The organism is Leeuwenhoekiella palythoae (genome assembly GCF_020310025.1).
Taxonomy (GTDB): domain Bacteria; phylum Bacteroidota; class Bacteroidia; order Flavobacteriales; family Flavobacteriaceae; genus Leeuwenhoekiella; species Leeuwenhoekiella palythoae.
The window spans coordinates 2,605,704-2,625,787 of sequence record NZ_CP084318.1; the positions used below are offsets into that span (position 1 = coordinate 2,605,704).

The 20,084-nt window shown below is 40.5% G+C and carries 17 protein-coding genes; 12 read left to right on the forward strand and 5 right to left on the reverse strand.

What is annotated here, in order from left to right; translation table 11 throughout:
* Positions 1–137 precede the first annotated feature (137 nt).
* The 10 genes from porU (at position 138) to LDL79_RS11145 (ending at position 13,594) form a co-directional block, all read left to right on the forward strand.
* On the forward strand, positions 138–4,037 hold the full coding sequence (porU, locus tag LDL79_RS11100; RefSeq protein WP_225597733.1) for a type IX secretion system sortase PorU: 3,900 nt from the start codon (positions 138–140) through the stop codon (positions 4,035–4,037).
* 37 nt (positions 4,038–4,074) lie between these two features.
* A complete protein-coding gene (gene porV / locus LDL79_RS11105) occupies positions 4,075–5,247 on the forward strand; it encodes a type IX secretion system outer membrane channel protein PorV (protein ID WP_225597734.1) in 1,173 nt (390 codons plus the stop codon).
* Positions 5,248–5,255: 8 nt separating this feature from the next.
* Entirely contained in the window at positions 5,256–5,738 is a 483-nt protein-coding gene (gene cdd, locus LDL79_RS11110) for a cytidine deaminase (RefSeq protein WP_225597735.1), read from the forward strand.
* A 231-nt stretch (positions 5,739–5,969) separates the two neighbouring features.
* Positions 5,970–6,971 carry a pyruvate dehydrogenase (acetyl-transferring) E1 component subunit alpha gene (pdhA, locus tag LDL79_RS11115; protein ID WP_072984187.1) on the forward strand — a complete coding sequence of 334 codons (1,002 nt, stop codon included), beginning with the start codon at positions 5,970–5,972 and terminating at the stop codon, positions 6,969–6,971.
* A 4-nt stretch (positions 6,972–6,975) separates the two neighbouring features.
* Entirely contained in the window at positions 6,976–8,658 is a 1,683-nt protein-coding gene (locus LDL79_RS11120; protein ID WP_225597736.1) for a pyruvate dehydrogenase complex dihydrolipoamide acetyltransferase, read from the forward strand.
* A gap of 72 nt (positions 8,659–8,730) precedes the next feature.
* The gene (locus tag LDL79_RS11125) at positions 8,731–9,783 is read left to right on the forward strand and encodes a M28 family metallopeptidase (RefSeq protein WP_225597737.1); all 1,053 of its coding nucleotides are present in this window, start codon (positions 8,731–8,733) and stop codon (positions 9,781–9,783) included.
* Complete coding sequence (locus tag LDL79_RS11130; protein WP_225597738.1) at positions 9,776–10,462, forward strand: SDR family NAD(P)-dependent oxidoreductase; 687 nt, start codon at positions 9,776–9,778, stop codon at positions 10,460–10,462. The genes LDL79_RS11125 and LDL79_RS11130 overlap by 8 nt, the downstream gene beginning before the upstream one ends.
* 3 nt (positions 10,463–10,465) lie before the next feature.
* A complete protein-coding gene (locus LDL79_RS11135) occupies positions 10,466–11,062 on the forward strand; it encodes a SprT-like domain-containing protein (RefSeq protein ID WP_072984179.1) in 597 nt (198 codons plus the stop codon).
* 9 nt (positions 11,063–11,071) lie between these two features.
* Entirely contained in the window at positions 11,072–12,163 is a 1,092-nt protein-coding gene (locus LDL79_RS11140) for a mannose-1-phosphate guanylyltransferase (protein WP_225597739.1), read from the forward strand.
* Positions 12,164–12,169: 6 nt separating this feature from the next.
* Complete coding sequence (locus LDL79_RS11145; RefSeq protein WP_167596236.1) at positions 12,170–13,594, forward strand: DUF389 domain-containing protein; 1,425 nt, start codon at positions 12,170–12,172, stop codon at positions 13,592–13,594.
* Here the strand turns inward: LDL79_RS11145 and LDL79_RS11150 are convergent.
* Positions 13,588–14,358: an ABC transporter ATP-binding protein gene (locus tag LDL79_RS11150; RefSeq protein ID WP_225597740.1), complete on the reverse strand. Its 771-nt coding sequence runs from the start codon at positions 14,356–14,358 to the stop codon at positions 13,588–13,590. The two genes, LDL79_RS11145 and LDL79_RS11150, sit on opposite strands and share 7 nt — an antisense overlap.
* Complete coding sequence (locus LDL79_RS11155; RefSeq protein WP_225597741.1) at positions 14,358–15,095, reverse strand: MlaE family ABC transporter permease; 738 nt, start codon at positions 15,093–15,095, stop codon at positions 14,358–14,360. The genes LDL79_RS11150 and LDL79_RS11155 overlap by 1 nt, the downstream gene beginning before the upstream one ends.
* A gap of 116 nt (positions 15,096–15,211) precedes the next feature.
* Between LDL79_RS11155 and pafA the strand changes: the two genes are divergently transcribed.
* Positions 15,212–16,855, forward strand: a complete 1,644-nt coding sequence (gene pafA, locus LDL79_RS11160) for an alkaline phosphatase PafA (RefSeq protein ID WP_225597742.1) — start codon at positions 15,212–15,214, stop codon at positions 16,853–16,855.
* Here the strand turns inward: pafA and LDL79_RS11165 are convergent.
* Both LDL79_RS11165 and LDL79_RS11170 read right to left on the reverse strand, forming a co-directional pair.
* Positions 16,847–17,695: a glycosyltransferase family 2 protein gene (locus tag LDL79_RS11165; protein ID WP_225597743.1), complete on the reverse strand. Its 849-nt coding sequence runs from the start codon at positions 17,693–17,695 to the stop codon at positions 16,847–16,849. The genes pafA and LDL79_RS11165 overlap by 9 nt on opposite strands.
* On the reverse strand, positions 17,692–18,213 hold the full coding sequence (locus tag LDL79_RS11170) for a class I SAM-dependent methyltransferase (RefSeq protein ID WP_225597744.1): 522 nt from the start codon (positions 18,211–18,213) through the stop codon (positions 17,692–17,694). Before LDL79_RS11170 ends, LDL79_RS11165 begins: the two co-directional genes overlap by 4 nt.
* A gap of 218 nt (positions 18,214–18,431) precedes the next feature.
* Between LDL79_RS11170 and LDL79_RS11175 the strand changes: the two genes are divergently transcribed.
* Positions 18,432–18,983, forward strand: coding sequence for a sigma-70 family RNA polymerase sigma factor (locus LDL79_RS11175; protein WP_072984163.1), 552 nt, complete (start codon positions 18,432–18,434; stop codon positions 18,981–18,983).
* 238 nt (positions 18,984–19,221) lie between these two features.
* Here LDL79_RS11175 and LDL79_RS11180 read toward each other — a convergent pair whose 3' ends face one another.
* Positions 19,222–20,019 (reverse strand): UbiA prenyltransferase family protein, encoded by a 798-nt coding sequence (locus tag LDL79_RS11180; protein WP_225597745.1) that lies wholly within the window; start codon positions 20,017–20,019, stop codon positions 19,222–19,224.
* Positions 20,020–20,084 lie beyond the last annotated feature (65 nt).

The window sequence follows — 20,084 nt, forward strand, 5'->3', positions numbered from 1 at the left end:
GCAATAAATAATTCATTTTTGCAAATGCTTAATCTTTATGATTCATTGGGGTTTACAAGGCTATTAACGAAAATCACAAGCGTTTAGTATAGTAGTCTGATTTAAAAGGTTTATGTTAGTTTTAAGAACGCGATTGCATGCAGAATAACTACTTAAAATTTTTCCTGTTTTTTGTCCTTTTAAGTGTGCTGAATACTGAGGTGTTTTTTGGGCAAGAAAAAACTCATGAGATTTCTTGGCAAGATGCAGTGAATGTTTCTTTTAGTGCAAAACCGCATCAAGTACCCGGTTTTGCGCCAGAACATTTTGTGTATGCTGTACGGTCTGGTGTGCGTTATGCAGACAAATGGAAAACCAATGAAACTTTTGATCTAAAATCGGTAAGGTTAGAGCGTGTTGTTTACGAGACACTTAATTCGTCAGCATTAAAGCAGCTGCGTTTAGAGCAAGTTCCGGAATCACACGATTTGCAAGTTCAGTTCTCGGGAGCTCGCGGAATCCGCTATTTTGAGTATAGTTTTGCGCCCATCATTCAACAAAATGGAGTCGTAAAACGGGTGAAGCGGTTCACTATTGCTTATGATCGCAACCGCAGTGCGATTTCAACTCAGCATAAAAATCCGCAACGAAGTAACTCTATTTTACGATCGGGGACTTTTTATAAGTTTTACATAGATACTACCGGGGTTTTTAAGGTGGATTATGATTTTTTGCAGCGTTTGGGATTTAACCCTCGTACGATCAATCCGCAAGCTTTAAAAATTTACGGGGATGGTGGTGCGATGCTTCCGCTGAAAAATGAAGACAATACAGTTTTTGACCCACAAGAACTTGCGATTAAAGTAGTGGGTGGTGAGGATGGAAGCTTTGACCGGGAAGATTATATATTATTTTATGGGGAAGGGACGCGGCAGTTTAATGCAGAAAGTTTAACCCATATTAATGCATACGATGATCGCTCTTATTATTTTATTACTGCCGATGGAGTCTCCGGCTTACGTGTTCAGCCGTTAGTAGAGCCGACAACCGCAGCAACGAGAACCATCACAACTTTTAGGGAGTATCAATTTTACGAGCGCGATGAGTATAATCTTTTAAATCTGGGCAGGCGATGGTTTGCAACGCGGTTTGATGTTGAAAATCTGCAGGATTTCGAATTTAATTTCCCCAATCGGGTGGCCGATGCGCCTGTGGATTTACGGGTGCACACAGCCGCAATTTCAGAATCGTCAACCTCTTTTGCGGTGCGTGTAAACAATCAGCCTGTGGCGAGCTTGAATATTCTGCCAATCAACGAATCTGTTCTAGCTCGGGAGGCTTTTTATGATAGTTATGCCTATCCGGCTGCGAACCCTACGGTTACTACAGCGGGAGATAATATAAGTGTTCAGTTAGAATATAACAATAGCGGAAATCCTTCAAGCGAAGGTTATCTGGATTTTGTTGGGATTGGAGCTACGCGTAATTTATCAGGAACCGGAGGTCAACTAAAATTTAATGGGATTGCATTTGAAGTTTCAAATGAAATAGGGCGATATCAATTGCAAAATGCTTCAGGGTTTACTGAGGTTTGGGAAATTGCTGATCCATCCACAGTGAGCGCGGTGGATAATAGTGAAGCTTCGGCGACTTTGACGTTTCAGACGTATTTGAATGCAGCTAAAAAATATGTAGCGATTCATCCTGATGATTTTTATGAGCCTTTAATAGATGTAGGAGCTGTTCCTGTGGCGAATCAAAATATTAAAGGAACAATTTTTCAATCAGGAGGAAGATTTACAGATGTAGATTATTTAATTGTTACTACTGATTTGTTAAGGTCGCAAGCTGAACGACTCGCGCAGCATAATCAAACCTACAGGGGGTTGAATGTAAAAGTGGTAACGCTTGATGAGATTTATAATGAATTTAGTTCTGGTAAACAGGATATTGGAGCGATACGTAATCTGGTTCGCTATGTATATGAAAATGCCTCTTCTTCAGAAAATAGATTAAAATACCTGTGCTTGTTTGGAGATACTTCTTTCGATTATAAAGACCGAATTTCTAATAACAACAATATCGTCCCTACTTTCAATACCTATTATAGTTTCTCGCAATCGCAATCCTATATGAGCGATGATTATTTTGGAAGTCTAGATCCTGAAGAAGGAGTGATTGAAAATAATAGTCCGGCAGGAAGTGGCGGCTCAGATCGTCTGGATATAGCAGTTGGGCGAATTCTTGCCGATACACCGATGCTCGCTAAGACAGCGGTTGATAAAATTATAAGTTATGACGAAAGGGCTTCTTTTGGTCGCTGGCGAAACAATTTTGTGTTGGTTTCTGATGATGTAGATCAGCCTTGGGAGTTTGAAGAATTAGAATCTACTATTGATGCTTTGGGTGATCAGATTCAACAAGAAAAGCCATTTATTAATGTCAAGAAGATTCACGCAGATAGTTACCAACAGCAATCCTCTGCAGGTGGGGATCGCTATCCTGAAGTTAACGAAGCGATTATTGATGCTTTAGAATCAGGTGCTTTGGTAATGACCTATTTAGGACACGGGGGAGAAAACACACTGGCTTCAGAATTTATATTTACGCGTGAAAATGCGCAAAATCTGGCTAACGGTGAGCGGCTTCCGTTGATTGTGACGGTGACTTGTGAGTTTACACGTTTTGATAATCCTAATCGGGTGGCAGCGGGAGAAGAATTGTTTTGGAATGATCAAGGCGGGGCGGTCGGTCTGGTGGCGACCACGCGAGAAATTTCGGTGCGCTTGGGAGTTTTGTTTAATGAAGCACTAGCGTCTAATCTTTTTTCCTTCGGAACCAATACCATAAAAAGTGTTGCTGAAAATCTTCGGGAAACTAAAAATCAAATCAATGATGACAACCGCCGGGTTATTTTCTTTATTGGTGATCCCGCGATGAAATTGGCGTTTGCTAAACCGGATATCCGCTTGACGGCGATCAATGACACGCCCATTACGCAGCAAGTAGATACGCTCAAGGCGTTAAGCCGAATGAAAATGAGTGGAGAGGTCGTTGACGAAAATGGGCAATTACTCACTGATTATAACGGGAAACTTTCGGCAACCGTTTATGATAAATACATCAATCAGCAGACGTTGGGTAATGATGGTGTCACAGATGCTAATGGTAACTTGTTGATTCTTGATTTTAAAACTTTGGGTGCTATTTTATACCGCGGTCAGGCGAGTGTTAATGATGGTTTGTTTGATTTTGAATTTGTGGTTCCTAGAGATGCAGCGATTCCTTTAGGTAATGGGCGCGTGAATTTTTACAGTGTAAGAGACGGAATTTTAGAAGATCAAGCGGGAGCTAATGAGCAGATTTTAGTGGGTGGTTTAAACGAGAATGCCACAGAGGATAACGAAGGGCCAATCATTAATCTTTATATGAATGATGAGAATTTTGTGAGCGGAGGAATAACAAATACTTCGCCTACATTGCTGGTGAAACTAGAGGATCTAAGCGGAATCAATACCGCTGGCGGAATTGGTCACGATCTGATCGCCATTCTTGACGGTGATGAAGAGAACCCTATAATTCTCAATGATTTTTATGAGAGCGATGTAGATAATTTTAATATCGGGCAAGCCTTACGTACGCTGCGCGATCTTGAGCCGGGATTACATACAGTTACGGTCATTGCTTGGGATACGTATAATAATTCATCTACGGCTGATCTGCAATTTGTGGTCGCCGGAGACGAAGAGCTTAAGCTGGAGCGTGTGCTTAATTATCCTAATCCGTTTGTAAATTATACTGAATTTTGGTTTAACCATAACAGGCCTTACGAGCCGCTAGAAGTGCAGGTGCAGATCTTTACAATTTCTGGAAAAGTGGTTAAAACGATCAATCAGGTGGTGACCACAACAGGCTTTTTATCAAGAGAGATCGCTTGGGACGGACTGGATGATTTTGGTCAAAAAATAGGAAAAGGCGTTTACGTATATAAGATTACGGTGAAATCTACGTTAACGAACAAGAAGGTTGAAAAGTTTGAGAAATTAGTCATCCTCTAAGGTTTATCTATATATTTGTCAAAAGACCCTTTTTTTAATGAATAGATCATTACTTGTTTTAGGCTTTTGTTTTACCGTTCTTCAAAATTTAAATGCACAAGAGGTTGAAGGGCGCCCCATCACTACCGGAGTTCCTTTTCTAGCGATAGCCGCAGACGCGCGCGCCGCAGGAATGGGAGATCAAGGGGTGGCAACACGCCCTGATGCGTATGCCCAACAATGGAATCCTGCCAAGTATGCTTTTATTGAAAAACAGCAAGGCGTTGGGTTTAATTACACGCCTTATTTGAGTCAGATCGTTGATGATATCTTTCTGGGGCAGATCACTTATTTTAATCGGATTAACGATCGAAGCGCTTTTGCAGGTAGCTTGCGCTATTTTAGCCTCGGGGATATTGAGTCTATTCAAAGCAGTAATCCTTCTCAAGCCGAATTAGAAAATCCGCTTATTCTTAGTCCGAACGAATTTACGCTTGATGTGTCTTATGCATTGCGTTTGGGAGATCGTTTTTCAATGGCAGTTGCGGGGCGTTATTTGCGCAGTAATTTAAAACTACAGATCAACGATGAAGATGCCAGTGCGGCGAGTTCTATTGGTGTTGACATTGCGGGATTTTATCAATCTGAAGAAATAAGTTACGACGACTTTAACGGGCGCTGGCGTGCGGGATTCAATATTTCAAATATTGGACCTAAGATCAAGTATGACGAAGCGGGTCAAGAAAACTTTATTCCCACAAATATGAGGTTGGGCGGAGGTTTTGACTTTATTCTTGATGCATACAATGTAATTGGCGTCGGGCTTGAATTTAATAAGCTACTGGTGCCTTCTCCGCAGGATTTTAATGGGGATGGCGTAATTGATGGTTCTGACACCGAAGAATATCAAGCTATAGGCTTTTTTGAAGGAATGTTTCAGTCTTTTGGCGATGCACCTAATGGAATAAGTGAAGAAATAAAAGAGGTTACCTGGTCTTTGGGTGCAGAATATAAATACGATAATGCGTTCGCTTTGCGTGCAGGTTATTTTAATGAAAGCGATTTAAAAGGAGCGCGGAAGTTCGCCACGCTTGGACTTGGCTTTAGATATTCGGCGATAGACATCGATGTTTCTTATTTATTCTCTACCACTCAAGTGCGCAATCCTTTAGAAAACACACTGCGTTTTGGCATTACCTTTAATTTTGGTAATGAATACATAGAATACTAAATTTCAGTATGAAAAAAATAAAAATCGAATCTGAACTCGAGGTTTTTGAAGATTTTTCAGAATTGCCTCAGGAGATTCAGCGATTGATGGAAGCTGCTTTTGAAGCACGTGATTCGGCCTACGCACCGTATTCAGAATTTCACGTAGGAGCAGCCTTATTGCTCTCAAACGGAAAAGTGATCAAGGGGAGTAATCAAGAAAATGCAGCTTATCCTTCAGGTCTTTGTGCAGAGCGAACAGCGATCTATTATGCAGGAGCTAACTTCCCTGATGAAACGCTAGAGGTAATGGCAATCTCAGCTACCGCAAAGCACAGGCCTACAACTACGCCCATACCACCTTGCGGTGCGTGCCGTCAGGCTATTGCAGAATACGAAGTCAAGCAGAAGCAACCCGTGGTGATCTATTTTATGGGAGCTAGCGGTAAAATTTTTAAAAGTGATTCTTTGAGCAATTTATTACCCTTTCTTTTTACACAAGAATACCTGTAAGTTCTGGCTTTGATAGTTGCACAAAACCTACGTGTAATCGATTCAATTTTTTCTTCAAAGATTTTCACGCTTCGTCCCGAATATACTATTTTTGTTCTCCGTCTTTTTGTGCGGTAAAATTATGCCGGTAAAAATCTCGGTATGTTTAATAAAATAGCGATTTGAACAAAGCTTTCAATTCGTTTTAAAACTCACACTGTGAGTAAAGTGTATAGATAAATCTATAATTTAATGAAAGAAATCACAAAAGAGGTATACCTGAATTGGTATGAAGAGATGTCCTTTTGGCGCAAGTTTGAAGATAAACTGGCTCAAGTTTATATTCAGCAAAAGGTTAGAGGATTTTTGCATTTGTATAATGGTCAAGAGGCTATTCTTGCAGGAGCCCTTCACGCAATGGATCTTACAAAAGATAAGATGATTACGGCTTACCGTAACCACGTGCAGCCAATAGGTATGGGAGAAGATCCTAAACGGGTTATGGCTGAACTCTACGGAAAGAAGACAGGTACTTCTATGGGATTAGGTGGTTCTATGCACATCTTTTCTAAAGAGCATCGTTTTTACGGAGGTCACGGTATTGTAGGGGGACAGATTCCTCTAGGAGCCGGTCTTGCCTTTGGTGATAAATATTTTAAGCGTGATGCAGTAACCTTAACCTTTTTTGGAGATGGTGCTGCACGTCAAGGTTCGTTACACGAAACGTTTAACATGGCGATGAACTGGAAACTTCCGGTGGTATTTTGTGTTGAGAACAACGGGTATGCGATGGGAACTTCAGTGAAGCGTACGGCAAACCACGAGGATATCTGGAAACTTGGTCTTGGGTATGAAATGCCTTGCGGACCGGTAGACGCTATGAATCCGGTGGCTGTGGCAGAAGCTTTTGATGAAGCAATTGCTAGAGCACGTCGTGGAGACGGGCCTACGTTCTTAGAATTAAAAACCTATCGTTATAGAGGACACTCAATGAGTGATGCTCAAAAGTATAGAACAAAAGATGAGGTAGCAGAATATCAGAAGATCGATCCGATTACTCAGGTTAAAGATATCTTATTGGAGAAAGAATTCGCTACAGAAGAAGAATTAAAGGCAATTGACAAGCGCGTTAAAAAGCGTGTTGCCGAGTGTGAGAAATTTGCTGAAGAAAGTGACTTCCCTGAAAAAGAAGTTATGTACGATGTCGTTTACGAGCAGGAAGATTATCCATTTTTAGCACATAAACCAGAATAATATTATGGCAGAAGTAATTAAGATGCCCCGCCTTAGTGATACAATGGAAGAAGGAACCGTTGCATCTTGGCTAAAGAAAAGAGGTGATAAAGTAGAAGAAGGTGATATCCTTGCTGAGATCGAAACAGATAAAGCAACGATGGAGTTCGAGTCATTTTATGAAGGAACACTGTTGCATATTGGTATCGAAGAAGGCGAGACTGCAAATGTTGATGCGCTGCTTGCTATAATCGGTGAAGAAGGAGAAGATATTTCTGGTTTGATCGACGGAAGCGCTGATGCAGATTCAGGATCTGAAGATGAAAAGGAAACTTCAGAAGATGATAGTGCAGAAGATGCTGAAGCTTCAAGTGAAGAAAAGAGCGATGATACATCAGAAGAAGAAGCTTCTGATGACGCCGGTTCAGAAATTCCTGAAGGTGTTGAGGTGGTAACGATGCCACGTCTTAGCGATACAATGGAAGAAGGTACTGTTGCTTCTTGGTTGAAAAAAGAAGGAGACAGCGTTGATGAAGGTGATATTCTCGCAGAAATAGAAACAGATAAAGCGACTATGGAATTTGAGTCGTTTTATAAAGGAACTTTACTTCATATCGGGATTCAAGAAGGCGAAACTGCAAAAGTTGACGCACTTCTCGCGATCATTGGTGAAGAAGGAACTGATGTTTCTGGAGTGATCAGCAAATCTGGAGGTGCTAAAAAAGAAGCGCCTAAGAAAGAAGAAAAGCCTAAAAAGGAGGCTCCGAAGAAAGATGAAGCTAAGAAAGAAGCTCCTAAAAAGGAGGCTCCTAAAAAAGAAGAATCAAAACCTGCAAAAAATACTTCATCTAGCGATGGCCGTATTTTTGCTTCACCATTAGCTAAGAAACTAGCTGAAGAAAAAGGTATTGATCTTGCTAAAGTTCCGGGAAGTGGAGAGAATGGTCGTGTAGTGCGCAAAGATATTGAGAACTATACTCCGGCAGCTTCAGGAGCAGGTGTGCAGCAATTTGTTGCTACAGGTGAAGAAAGCTATGAGGATGTAAATAATTCTCAAATGCGTAAAGCGATCGCCAAGTCTCTTGGTAAATCTAAATTCACAGCACCGCATTACTACTTGAACGTAGAGTTTGATATGGAAAACATGATTGCTTTCCGCAGTCAGTTTAACCAGCTTCCGGATACAAAAGTGTCGTATAATGATATGATTATTAAAGCGGTTTCTATCGCTTTAAAACAACATCCTCAAGTGAACTCTCAATGGTTTGACGATAAGATGCGTTTAAACAAACACGTGCACATTGGTGTTGCAGTTGCGGTACCAGACGGACTTGTAGTTCCTGTTGTTGAATTTGCAAATGAGAAGTCTTTACAGCAAATCAATGCAGAGGTTAAAGAGCTTGCAGGTAAAGCACGTAACAAAAAACTGAAGCCAGAAGAAATGCAAGGAAGTACCTTTACCATTTCTAACCTGGGAATGTTTGGTATCACAAACTTTACTTCGATTATTAATCAGCCTAACTCAGCGATCTTATCAGTAGGGTCCATCATTGAGAAGCCGGTTGTGAAAGATGGTAAAATTGTAGTAGGTAACACGATGACTTTATCAATGGCTTGTGATCACCGTACTATTGATGGTGCTACAGGTGCTCAGTTTTTACAAACATTGAAAACCTATATCGAGAATCCGGTATTGATGTTGGCTTAATTAAGCAAGCATTTTAAAAATAGATAACTTTAAAACCCATCAGTATTTGATGGGTTTTTTTATATTGAACGTATGAATAAGATTATTTTAGGTCTAATTAGTTTAACCATTTTAAGTTGCGGAAGCACTCCCGAAGTGCGTCAGGTAGATGCAGCGGCAGCAGCAAATGCTTCAAAAGGATATGTCGTTTCAAATGAGCCTGCAGAAAGCATAACAACATCGGCGGCGCCCAATCCTAATGCTGTTACTTTTAAAAAGAACGTTAGCGCTTCAGCTATTAAAAAACACATTGAATTTTTAGCTTCAGATGCCCTTGCCGGAAGAAAAACAGGAGCAGAAGGAATCGATGAGGCAGCTAATTATATCATTAAAGAATTTCAACAAGCAGGAGTAAAACCGTATTTCACTTCGTATCGGGATAAGTTTGATGCTAAAGGTTTAGATGGATATAATGTAGTCGGTATGCTTGAAGGAACCGATGCTGAACTGAAAAACGAATTCATTGTTATCGGAGCGCATTACGATCATATTGGCACTGCTGATGCTGTTGGAGCTGATACCATTGCAAATGGTGCTAACGATAATGCATCAGGAACTTCTGCAGTTATTGAGTTGGCTAAGTATTTTGCAAAATCAAAGACCAATAAGCGCAGTATTATTTTCGCGCTCTTTTCTGCTGAAGAAATGGGCTTGCTGGGATCAGCGCATCTGGCGGAGCGCCTAAAAACAACGAATATCAATCCGTATGTGATGTTCAATATAGAGATGATTGGTGTGCCAATGACTGACAAAGATTATTCGCTTTACCTCACCGGTTATGAGCAGAGTAATATGGCGCAAAAATTCAATGCGTATGCAGGAGCTAAAGTAATGGGTTTTTTACCACAGGCAAAGCAGTACAATTTGTTTAAGCGCAGTGATAATTATGCGTTTTATGAGCAGTTTAAAATTCCGGCGCAGACGGTTTCAACCTTTGATTTTACCAACTTTGATCATTATCATAAAGTTGGAGATGAGGCAGCTGCTATGAATTTTGAACACGTAGCGAATATTGTGAATCAGTTGATTCCGGGAGTTGAAGGTATGGCAAATAGCGCGTCTCAAGAAATTATTTGGTATGAGTAAGAAGATAATAATTACCGGAACGAGCCGTGGAATTGGTTTTGAGATGGCTAAACTGTTTGCTTCGGAAGGGCATCACGTATTGGCCTTGTCCCGAAACGAGAAACCTTTAAAAGAACAAGCATTAGAGCGCATTGAGGCTCTTCCCTTTGATATATCTAAGACTGAAGATTTACATAAAGTAGCGTCTTTTGTAAAGACTGAATGGGGAGGTAGTGCTGATGTTTTGATTCATAATGCCGGAGCATTGATCAATAAACCCTTTGAAAGTCTTACACAATCAGACTTTCAGAAAGTTTATGAGGTTAATGTTTTTGGAGTTGCAACTTTGACGCAGGCCGTATTACCTTTTATGAAGTCAGGAAGTCACGTGGTAACAGTGAGCAGTATGGGTGGCATACAAGGCAGTATGAAATTTGCCGGTCTTGCGGCTTACAGTTCGAGTAAAGGTGCGGTGATCACTTTAAGTGAGTTGCTTGCCGAAGAATATAAAGAACAAGGAATAGCGTTTAATGTATTGGCTTTAGGTGCAGTGCAAACCGAAATGCTAGAAGAAGCCTTTCCGTGGTATCAAGCGCCACTTTCTGCTCAAGAGATGGCAGCGTATATTAAAAACTTTGCGCTTACCGGAAACGCATTTTACAACGGGAAAGTTTTGCAGGTTTCGGCTTCTACGCCATAGACTATGAAGCAGATTTTAGGGAAATACATACCAGAACAAGCGGTGGATCCGGTTTTTGAGTTGATCAAGAACTTTGGTGTTCACCTTAAGATTGTTGATGAGCGTGTTACCCGTCACGGAGATTATAGACGTTTGCCTAACGGCGGACATCAAATTACCGTGAATACCAATTTAAATTCGTATCGTTTTTTGATAACCTTAATTCATGAGATCGCCCACTTAGTGGCTTTTGTGAAATTTGGTAACCGAATTAAGCCTCACGGGAAAGAGTGGAAGTACACGTTTCAGAATTTAATGCTGCCGTTTATACGACCTGAGATCTTTCCGAAGCAACTTTTACCGGTTATCGCCAATCACTTTAAAAATCCCAAAGCGAGTAGCGATACAGATGCTAAATTATCTTTGGCGCTCAAGCAATTTGATCCACCCAACGATAAAAACTATATATTTGAAATTCCGAGAGGTAGTCTCTTTAAACTCTACAACGGCAAAGTTTTTCAAAAAGGAGAACGTCGCGTAAAACGGTATGAATGTGTAGAGACCGCTACAGGAAAAGTATACTTGTTTCAACCTAACGCCGAGGTTGAACTTTTAACTTAATAACACCAGATGACAAACCACAACTACTATGCAATTATAATGGCCGGGGGCGTAGGTTCCCGTTTTTGGCCACTGAGCAAAGCAAGTTATCCTAAGCAATTTCATGATATTTTAGGTGCCGGAGAAACCTTGATCCAGCGCACTTTTGGACGCTTGTCTCAAACCGTACCTTCAGAAAACGTGTTGGTTTTAACTAACGAAAAGTACAAGGACTTGGTAAACGAGCAACTTCCAGAAGTTAGAGATGAGAATATCGTTCTAGAACCTGCGATGCGCAATACTGCACCTTGTATTTTGCTGGCTGCGCTAAAGATCTATAAAGCCAACCCTGACGGTGTAATGATCGTAGCACCTAGCGATCACTGGATTGAAAATGAGAAAGCTTTTTTAACCGACCTAAATACGGCTTTTGAAGCGTGTGCCGAAGATGCTTCGGAAGAAAAATTGCTGGTTACCTTAGGCATCGAACCTACATTTCCGCATACCGGCTACGGGTACATTCAGTATAACGCGTCATCAGCCGCTGTAAAAGGGGTAAAGGCTTTTAAAGAAAAACCGGATTATGCTACGGCTAAACAGTTTTTAGCAGAAGGTAATTATTCTTGGAATGCCGGAATCTTTATCTGGAGCGCCAGAGCCATTATAGAAGCTTTTGAAAAATACCTTCCGGAAATGTATGCGTTGTTTAACTCAGGTTTTGAGGCTTTAAATACCGAAGCAGAGCAGCAATTTATTTTGGATAACTATGCCAAAGCAGAGAACATCAGTATCGATTACGGGATTCTTGAAAAAAGTGGTCACGTTGGAGTAATCCCGGCAACCTTTGATTGGAGTGATTTAGGAGCATGGGGCGCACTTTACGACAACTTAGAAAAGGATCAGGATGAAAATGTCATTGTAAATGCTAAAACGGTGTTGCGTGAAGCACAAGGCAATCTTATTCGTTCTGAAAAAGGGAAAGTTGTGGTCGTAGAAGGACTCAACGATTATATCGTTGTAGATAGCGATGACGTTTTGGTGATTATGCCCAAAGCCAAAGAGCAAGACGTAAAAATTATACGTGCTGAAGTTGAAAAACAATTTGGGTCAGACTTGGTTTAATATTCCATGGAAGAACAAAAGAAAGTTGAGGATAATGTTTCTAATGAGGCGGTAAAGCGTGATGCCAAGAGCCTATGGCGCAGCGTACGCGTATTTTTATCAGAATTATTAGACATTCGGAGCGATACCGATCGGGATTCTACCATTGAAGCGGTAAAAAAGGATATATCGTTCAAAGGACACAACGCTTGGATTTTGATCTTTTCCATTTTTGTTGCTTCCATTGGTTTAAATGTGAGCAGTACCGCGGTGGTAATAGGAGCGATGCTTATCTCTCCACTTATGGGACCTATTGTAGGTATCGGACTTTCTCTTGCTATTAACGATATAGAAACGCTAAAGCGATCACTCATCAACCTTGCGGTGATGATCATTCTAAGTGTGCTTACCGCTACGCTTTACTTTGCAGTTTCTCCTATCTCTGAGCTCACTCCTGAACTTGAAGCGCGAACCTACCCAACTATTTTAGATGTATTGGTTGCTATCTTTGGTGGACTTGCCCTAATCGTTGCTAAAACTAAAAAAGGGACTATCGCCAGTGTGATTTTTGGTGTAGCGATCGCGACGGCTTTAATGCCACCGCTTTGTACAGTGGGTTATGGTCTTGCTATGGGAGAATGGCATTATTATGCGGGAGCGTTTTACCTTTTCTCGATCAATGCTGTTTTTATAGCGCTTTCTACGTTTTTGGTAGCTAAATTTTTACGCTTCCCGATGGTGAAGTATGCCAATTCTAAACGCAGACGCTTTGTGACTCAAATGGCATCCTTAATCGCTTTGGTGGTGATGATCCCAAGTTTATATCTGTTTTATATTCTATATAAAGAGCAGGTGTTTACGTCAGCAACTAAAGATTATGTCACCCGCGTAATACGTTATGAAGGTGCTGAGGTGGTTAAGTTTTCGCAGGATTATAAATCAAAACGAATAGATGTATACTTGATTGGTGCTTTGGTTCCGAAAGCGAAGATCGAAGAATGGTACACGCAATTGACTGAAGATGCTTCTCTTGCTGATGTAAGTTTGAAAATTCATCAAGGATCAGATCAATCGTCGCAAATGGCAGAGCAGCTTTCTAGTGCCGTAAAATCTGGTATTCTTGAAGATTTATATGTAAACAACCAGCAGGCATTGGCAGATAAGAATTCGCAAATACAGTTGCTAGAAGATGAGATCAATCGGCTTAAAGCTTCGGCTTTGCCTTTTCAGAGCTTGAGTGAAGAGGTGCATATAAATTATGAGAATATCGCACGCTTTGGTTTTTCAAATACGATCAATACCAATTTTGAAAAAGCAGATACGATACCAACATTTTTGATCGAATGGAAGCCTTCACTTTCTGAGCGAACAAAACGTAATGAGGAGGCGAAATTGAAAGCTTGGTTAAAAGTGAAATATAATCTTGATACCCTTTCGGTTGCGCGTTATTGATTCTCTTTAAGAACCGCTTCGCGCACTTTTTTAAACAGATCTGAAGAATATACAAAATTGGTCACGTCATCATTGTCGGCTTTAAAGATGGTTTCTTTAGAGCCTTCCCAAGCGAGATGACCTTTTTGAAGGAACACGATCTTTTCACCAATTTCCATAACAGAGTTCATATCGTGTGTATTGATGATCGTTGTGATCTCATACTCGTGTGTGATCTCTTGAATAAGGTTATCAATAAGCGTCGCTGTACGCGGATCTAAACCAGAATTGGGTTCATCACAAAACAAATACTTTGGATTGTTTACAATGGCTCGCGCAATCGCAACACGCTTTTGCATTCCTCCTGAAATTTCTGACGGAAGTTTGTTATTTGCATTGATCAGGTTTACGCGTTCAATTACTTCATTGGCACGTTCCCGGCGTTCTGCTTTGCGTTGTTTGGTAAACATTTTCAGCGGAAACATTATGTTTTCTTCAACCGTCATGGAGTCAAACAAAGCACTTCCTTGAAAAACCATTCCCATTTGCTCACGCAGGGTGCGTTGTTTTTCTGACGAAAGTTCAGAATAAGCTTCGCCGTCATAAAGAATTTTACCTTCCGTAGGTCTAAAAAGTCCTAGAAGGCATTTTAAAAATACCGTTTTACCCGAACCACTCTGACCAATAATTAAATTGGTTTTTCCTTTGTCAAATGTTGTAGAGATTCCTTTTAGAACCAATTCATCTCCGCCAAATCCTTTCTTTAAATTTTGTACTTCGATCATTAGCTTAAAAGTAATTGAGTGATGATATAATTGGTTAAAATGATAAAAACACTAGTCCATACAAAAGATGTGGTACTTGCTTTACCTACTTCAAGCGCGCCACCTTTCATATAATATCCAAAATAGGATGGGATGGTCGCCAGCAAAAGCGCGAAAACAAAGGTTTTTATAAACGCATAAATCAGTTGAAACGGAACGAATTCTTCCTGAAGCCCTTGTATGAACTGATCTCCGGTTGCAAAGCCACCGAAAACCGCAGCGGCATATCCACCTAAAATTCCTAAAAACATAGCGATTGCAATCACAAATGGGTAGAACAACATCGCGATTATTTTAGGGAACACTAGATAATTTAAAGAGTTGATTCCCATTACTTCTAAAGCATCAATTTGCTCAGTAACGCGCATCGTACCAATACTCGAAGTGATGAAAGAGCCTACTTTACCAGCCATGATAATAGAGATAAATGTAGGAGCGAATTCTAAGATTATTGACTGTCGCGAAGCAAAACCAATGAGCGACTTGGGAAGAATAGGGTTGTCCATATTCAATGCGGTTTGAATAGCAACCACACCGCCTACAAAGAAGGAGATGAAACAGACAATACCTAAAGAGCCAATGATAAGGTCATCAATTTCTTTAAGAACTAAATTGCGTAGTACTGATGTTTTAGTGGGTTTGATAAAAACACCCTTAAGCATCATAAAATAAAGACCTATCTCTTTAAGGTATCCCATAGTTATTTTTTCAGGTCTAAAAATAGCAAAAATAGGCGGGATGCATATTTAAGATTAACTTAAACTTACATCTTGCCTCTTATGCTTTAGCTTTGTGTGTCTAAAAAAAATATAGAATGAATTTATCACCCTTAAAGTCACTGGCGCTTGGTTTAATAGCCTTGACTGGTACGGTATCCTTTGGTCAGAAAACTTCACAAAAACCTAAACTTGTTGTAGGTATTGTGGTTGACCAAATGCGCTACGACTATCTTACACGATTTGAAAATCAATATGGAGAAGACGGTTTTAAACGCCTCCAGAATGAAGGCTTTGATTGCCGAAACAACCACTATAATTATATGCCCACCAAAACGGCACCCGGGCATACTTCGATTTACACAGGAACAACTCCGCAAAATCACGGGATAATTTCTAACGATTGGTATAATAAATTTGAGAAAAAACATGTGTACTGCGCCGAAGATACTACAGTGGCTTCTGTAGGCACAGATGCTGTAGGGCCGGGTCAAATGTCTCCACGACGTATGCGTACTTCAACCATCACAGATCAGAACAGATTGCACACTCAAATGCGCGGAAAAACCATAGGGATCTCAATTAAAGATCGTGGTGCGATCCTTCCGGCAGGGCATACCGCAAATGGCGCCTATTGGTTTCAGGGTGGTGACGAAGGCGTGTTTATCACCAGCACTTACTATATGGATGAATTGCCAAAATGGGTGAAAGACTTTAATAAGAAAAAGCCGGCTAAAGCCTATATGAAGGATTGGGATACCTATAAACCAATTAAAACCTACGTAGAAAGTGGTGAAGATCTTAATGCTTATGAAGGCGGTTTTAGAGGAAAGGAAACAGCGACTTTTCCATACGATTTGAAGAAATTAGGAAAAGAGAATGGAGGTTATAGTATTTTGAAAACAACCCCTTACGGAAACTCGATCACCACTGATTTTGCACTTGCTGCTTTAGAGGGCGAAGATCTTGGTCAGGATGCAGATACCGATTTTCTTGCGGTAAGCTATAGCTGTACTGATTATGTAGGGCACAATTTTGGAGTAAATTCAAAAGAGGTTGAAGATACTTATGTACGTCTGGATCTTGAGATCGCAAAACTTCTTAGCGAACTAGATAAAAAAGTAGGTAAAGGAAACTACTCCGTGTTTTTAACTGCTGATCACGCGGCGGTTCACGTTCCTTCTTTTTTAAGTGATAAAAAAATTCCTTCAGGCTATTTTGATATACGCAGTTTTAGAAATGAGCTAGAGACGTTCATTCAACAGAAATATGGGAGAGATGATTTAATCGAAGATATTTCTAACGATCAGGTGTTTTTTAGATATACCGTGCTAGCTGATGAAAGCATCGACGCAGAAGCTTTGCAAAAAGATATAAAGCATTTTGCGCTTCAGCATAAAAACATCAGCAAGGTGTATACGCGCGCTCAGATGGAGCAAGGTTCTTACGATAGCGGCGTGGCTGCGTTGGTTCAAAAAGGTTTTGATCAAGAGCGTAGTGGCGATGTGTTTTTTATTCTAGATCCGGGCTATTTAACCGGCGGTCCTACAGGTTCTTCTCACGGAACACCGTACAGTTATGACACCCACGTGCCTCTGTTATTCTACGGAAACGGAATTAAAAACGGTCATACATTTGAGCAAACGGTAATTACCGACATCGCTCCTACGGTTGCTGCACTTTTAGGAATTCAAGATCCTAATGGCACCACCGGAACGGTGATCAGTGAGGTTTTAGAATAATTTCTGCTTGATTTTACTCCAGCGGAGTTTTCGTATAAAAGCACCTTCTTCTTGGGTAACCAAAAACGGAAGGTGTTTTTTTTGTGCCTTAAAATAGCCGTTGAGGTAGTCTCTAAAGAGCTTGAAGCTTTTCTTTCTAAACGCCAATTTACCTGAAGCGATTGCAGTTAGCGCAAGCCCGTAGCGCATCCCGTAGAAGGCCTCGCCTTGCTTATATTTTGCTTTTGCTGAATACGTGTGTCCGGTAGGTTTTAGGTGTTTTACGTGCAGCGCTTCATTGGTGTCAACTGCCCAGCCGTGATATTGCGCCAGTAATTCGTCTAAAGTATCCCAGCCCATCGCTGTTTTGAGTCCGCCAATGGCTTCAAAACACGCTTTTCTGTAACTTTTAAGCGCGCCGCGTATGTGATCTTTATTGGTGAGGTTTTCGAGTTCCCAAGAGCCGTTGCGTTCTACATAGCAAAAACCACCGTACATCCCCAAATTTTGATTTTGTTGAAAAGACTTAACGACGGTTTCTAAATAGTTTTCAGGAAAAATCAAATCTGCATCGAATTTGCACAAAATGTCATAATCAGCATCTAAACGCTCCAAACCGTAATTAAATGCCTGCACGACTTTGCTTCCGGGCAAATGTGCAGCTTCAGAAGATTTCTGTATCAGTTGAATGGAAGGATTCTTTTCGGCATACTTCATAACGACGTTGGGAGTTTCATCGGTGCTTCCATCATCAACAATAACTATTTTTTCTGCCGAAAAACGTTGCGCCAGAAGCGAGTCTAAGGTTTTGCCGATTAGTGCAGCCTCGTTATACGCCGGTATGATGATTACTAGTTTCATTTTCGCTCTGCGTAAATAAGGTAATAGCGCGGGGTAAAAAGTCGAAGTAAAGGTCTAAAACCTATTTTCTTTACCGGATGCGTGAATTTTTCCCGCTTTTTGATTTCCCAACCTGATTTCTCTAAAAGCCAGTCAAACTGCCAATCTTCAAACTCATGATAATGACGATCCCAAGCGTCAGTTTTACTTTGGTAAGCAGGTGAAAACCACAATTTAAGCGGAATACTCGCCACAAGCTTATCGGCTTCAATGTCCTTTAAAACGTTAAAAGGCGCTAGCAGGTGTTCAAAGATTTCAAAGGCTGTGACCGCATCTACAGTGGTGTTTTTTACAGCTGTGGTGTCAAGATCCAGATCTTCTCCAGAGGTGTTTTGAACCGAATATCCTTCAGTCTTCATAATTTCAGAAAAAGGATTTTCAACTCCCAAATCTAGAATTTTTGCTTCTTTGGGCAGCACTTCATTTAAGAAGCGCGCGGTAATTGCGTAGCGTTTATTGGGAAAAGTTTTTTCGTACACCGGTTTTTAGTTTACTTGATAAAGCAGCAAATGTAACAGATTAGGTTGATTTATTGGCGCCGCCAAAGGGTGTAATACTCTGAGGCTTGCCCTGAGGTAGTTTTCTTAGATGGATATAAGGCTTTCTTATGTTACTATTGACGAAAATAATTTTACTTTTAGCCTACTGTTGAGAATTACGTAAATTTGCGGCTTGTTCTATAACTGACTTACCAATTATGGCAGACCACCAACTCGATCCCCAAAAATGGGTGGATAAATATTCTGATTACCTCTACAATTACACGATTGTAAAGGTGAACGATAAGGAGGTGGCCGAAGATATAATTTCTGAAACCTTTTTGGCGGGATTGAAGTCAATGAAAAATTTTAAAGGAGAAGCCAGCGAGCGTACGTGGCTGATTTCTATTTTAAAACGAAAAATAATTGACTATTATCGCAAGATAAATTCAAAAAAAGGAAAAGCCGAAGTGCGTATGAATTACGCCGATGATGAGGAAGGTGGTGACTGGCTTGAAGAGCGCGTTGCTGACCCTTTTGATCGTACTGCTGAAGATGAACTAGAAAATACTGAGCTGGGCGTGGCGATCTATGCCTGCTTAGGGAAGTTGCCTGAGAAACAGGCGGCTATTTTTAGAAAAAAAACCATCGAAGGGCAGGATACTGAAACTATTTGTAAAGAATTTGATATTACGCCGTCTAACTTGTGGGTGATCATTCACAGAGCCCGTACAGCACTGGCGAGTTGCTTAGAAGAAAACTGGTTATAAAGCATGAAACTATTTATTAATTGTAAGGAGGCTAGACAAATTTGTGATAGAGGTCAATATGAAGAGATCTCTTTTGTGGAGAAGCTAAGCGTAAAATTGCACCGATCTATATGTTCAAAATGCGTTAAGTATTCTGAGCGTAACGCCAAGCTTACCCATCTGCTAAAAGACTCTAAGTGCAAGCATATGACTCCTGAGTGTAAGAAGCGCATTCGTGAAGAACTAGAGCGTGAACTAGCTAAAACGCCAGAATAAAAATTCCCCAAAGAATAGGGATTCCTTCCACTGCAAAAGATGCATAATAATGAGGCTGCTTACTGCTGGATCTAATGATCGCTAAAGCTGTAAGAAATAGAATAGCATAAGTGCTTAATGCATTGGCTTTAAATACTTCAAGAAATATACATCCCAAAACCATTGATAAACCAATTAGCTTGGTTTTTTTTATGCCTAATACTTGCGGAAGCGTTCCCAACGCGTTAGAGTCGTAGGTTAGATCGCGTATTTCAAATGGAATAATTAAAGCGAGTACCAGCATAAAACGTTGGGCGATTTCGAGATAAAATTCGGTAGAAAAATTAGTAACATTATAAGCGACCGGTAAATATACCGTTACCCCGGCCCAGACTGCGGCGATGATAAATATTTTAATCGAGGGCACTTTTCTTAAGTTGGTTTTATGCGGTAAAAAAGGAATTGCATAAAGAACAGTGAGCAAAGCCAAAGGAATACAGGAAATCCAAAAGCTAACCGTAAATTGATAAGCCACATACACTAAGCCGATAAAGCATATAAATGAAAACGTCTGTATCATTTTAAGCCTATCGGTGAGGTTTCTGTGATGCAGACCGGCGAGAGCAGCGTATTTCACAAAATTATAGCCGGTAATGGTTCCTAAAAAAATAAAGAGATTGAAGTAGAGATCTAGTTCAAGATCCAGTTGTTTTTCGGTAATCAATGCAAGCGCTAGCACAGCAAAGGCCACGTGTATACTGCTGTTGATATAAAAATCAAAAAGGCCTTTGAGAGATTTCATCAGGTAAAGATACAGCAACTGTTAATAAGTGCTTTAAGTGGTTAAAAAAGTAGGAGGTATATCGA

Bases quoted from the DNA above. Each gene is read 5' to 3' on its own strand.
- porU (WP_225597733.1), top strand. From the start codon at position 138: ATGCAGAATAACTACTTAAAATTTTTCCTGTTTTTTGTCCTTTTAAGT.
- porV (WP_225597734.1), top strand. From the start codon at position 4,075: ATGAATAGATCATTACTTGTTTTAGGCTTTTGTTTTACCGTTCTTCAA.
- cdd (WP_225597735.1), top strand. From the start codon at position 5,256: ATGAAAAAAATAAAAATCGAATCTGAACTCGAGGTTTTTGAAGATTTT.
- pdhA (WP_072984187.1), top strand. From the start codon at position 5,970: ATGAAAGAAATCACAAAAGAGGTATACCTGAATTGGTATGAAGAGATG.
- LDL79_RS11120 (WP_225597736.1), top strand. From the start codon at position 6,976: ATGGCAGAAGTAATTAAGATGCCCCGCCTTAGTGATACAATGGAAGAA.
- LDL79_RS11125 (WP_225597737.1), top strand. From the start codon at position 8,731: ATGAATAAGATTATTTTAGGTCTAATTAGTTTAACCATTTTAAGTTGC.
- LDL79_RS11130 (WP_225597738.1), top strand. From the start codon at position 9,776: ATGAGTAAGAAGATAATAATTACCGGAACGAGCCGTGGAATTGGTTTT.
- LDL79_RS11135 (WP_072984179.1), top strand. From the start codon at position 10,466: ATGAAGCAGATTTTAGGGAAATACATACCAGAACAAGCGGTGGATCCG.
- LDL79_RS11140 (WP_225597739.1), top strand. From the start codon at position 11,072: ATGACAAACCACAACTACTATGCAATTATAATGGCCGGGGGCGTAGGT.
- LDL79_RS11145 (WP_167596236.1), top strand. From the start codon at position 12,170: ATGGAAGAACAAAAGAAAGTTGAGGATAATGTTTCTAATGAGGCGGTA.
- LDL79_RS11150 (WP_225597740.1), bottom strand. From the start codon at position 14,358: ATGATCGAAGTACAAAATTTAAAGAAAGGATTTGGCGGAGATGAATTG.
- LDL79_RS11155 (WP_225597741.1), bottom strand. From the start codon at position 15,095: ATGGGATACCTTAAAGAGATAGGTCTTTATTTTATGATGCTTAAGGGT.
- pafA (WP_225597742.1), top strand. From the start codon at position 15,212: ATGAATTTATCACCCTTAAAGTCACTGGCGCTTGGTTTAATAGCCTTG.
- LDL79_RS11165 (WP_225597743.1), bottom strand. From the start codon at position 17,695: ATGAAACTAGTAATCATCATACCGGCGTATAACGAGGCTGCACTAATC.
- LDL79_RS11175 (WP_072984163.1), top strand. From the start codon at position 18,432: ATGGCAGACCACCAACTCGATCCCCAAAAATGGGTGGATAAATATTCT.
- LDL79_RS11180 (WP_225597745.1), bottom strand. From the start codon at position 20,019: ATGAAATCTCTCAAAGGCCTTTTTGATTTTTATATCAACAGCAGTATA.